The sequence below is a fragment of the Palleronia caenipelagi genome, from assembly GCF_007004065.1.
GTDB classification, from domain to species: Bacteria; Pseudomonadota; Alphaproteobacteria; order Rhodobacterales; family Rhodobacteraceae; genus Palleronia; species Palleronia caenipelagi.
Genome location: NZ_VFSV01000135.1, coordinates 1 through 1,100 on the forward strand (window position 1 = coordinate 1; position 1,100 = coordinate 1,100).

At 61.4% G+C, this 1,100-nt stretch carries 2 protein-coding genes and 1 pseudogene; all 3 read left to right on the forward strand.

The genetic code is table 11. The features are described from left to right. A partial coding sequence (locus tag FEV53_RS21805) for a transposase (protein WP_246100950.1) occupies positions 1-502 on the forward strand: 502 nt, incomplete at its 5' end. Then, entirely contained in the window at positions 495-746 is a 252-nt protein-coding gene (locus FEV53_RS21810; RefSeq protein WP_246100952.1) for a transposase, read from the forward strand. The genes FEV53_RS21805 and FEV53_RS21810, both read left to right, overlap by 8 nt. 90 nt (positions 747-836) lie before the next feature. Beyond that, positions 837-1,100, forward strand: a pseudogene (locus tag FEV53_RS21815) (hypothetical protein); the annotation flags it as partial.

Sequence of the window (1,100 nt, forward strand, 5' to 3'; positions counted from 1 at the left end):
GGTCGGTCTGACGACAGGACACCCAATGCCATTCAAGCACAACGCATCACGACGGGACAAGTTTGCGAAGGCGAAGTACCGGGTCACGAACTGGGCCGGATACAACGAGAGTCTCCGCCAGCGCGATGACGTGACGATCTGGCTCAGCGAAGACGCGATGGCCAGATGGAGCCCACCGCCCGCTGGTATGCTCGGTGCGCAGCGGCGGTATTCGGACATGGCGATTGAAATCTGCCTGACCTTGCGCGTCGTGTTCGGACTGGCGCTTCGTCAAACGCAGGGCTTCGTTCGAAGTCTTTTGCAGCTCATGCGGGTTGACTTGCCCGTGCCGGATTTCTCGACGCTCTGCCGTCGCGCCCCATCGTTGAACATCGCGCCGGGCCGGAAACCGATGGGCAACCCGATCACGCCCGTCGTGGACAATGAGCCATGTCGCGCCATCGGTTCGAGCGATCATGGCGAATGGGCTTCGGATCCACGGCGGTCGGGACTGGATGAGTGAGAAGCACGGGCTGCCGAAGTCCCGGAAAACATGGCGTAAGCTGCATATTGGTCTCGACCCCGAGAGTGGTCACATCGTCACCTCCACCCTGACCACCGAGCATGTCGGCGATCCCGGCGCGCTGCCTGAGCTGCTGGCTCAGGTGGCGGAGGTTGTGTGCTGTTTCATCGGCGATGATACAGGAAGCCTTCGGGCCGGATGTCGAGTTGGTTATTCCTCCGGGGCTCCGCCCGTTCGAGGCTGAATTGATCCACCGGATCAATTCTCTATCGCCTCTCACCCACCGAGCAACGCCGTCCCGGGCGATTGCGCGATCCGCAATGTCCATATCCAGATGAACGCCGACCACGGTCGCATCGCATGGCAAACGTCGACCGGCTACGGTCAGCGCTCCCGTGTCGAAGCCCAGACCGGTCGTTACAAGCAGGTGATCGGGCCCGCGCTACGAGGCCGAAATATGGAGAGCCAGACGACCGAGACTCTAATCGCCGTCAAAGCCCTCAACCGCATGACCGACCTCGGTCGCGCGGCCTATGAGCGTGTCATCTGTTCAGGCAGGGAAAGCGGCAAATGCGCCCTCAGCTTGATCTATGCAACA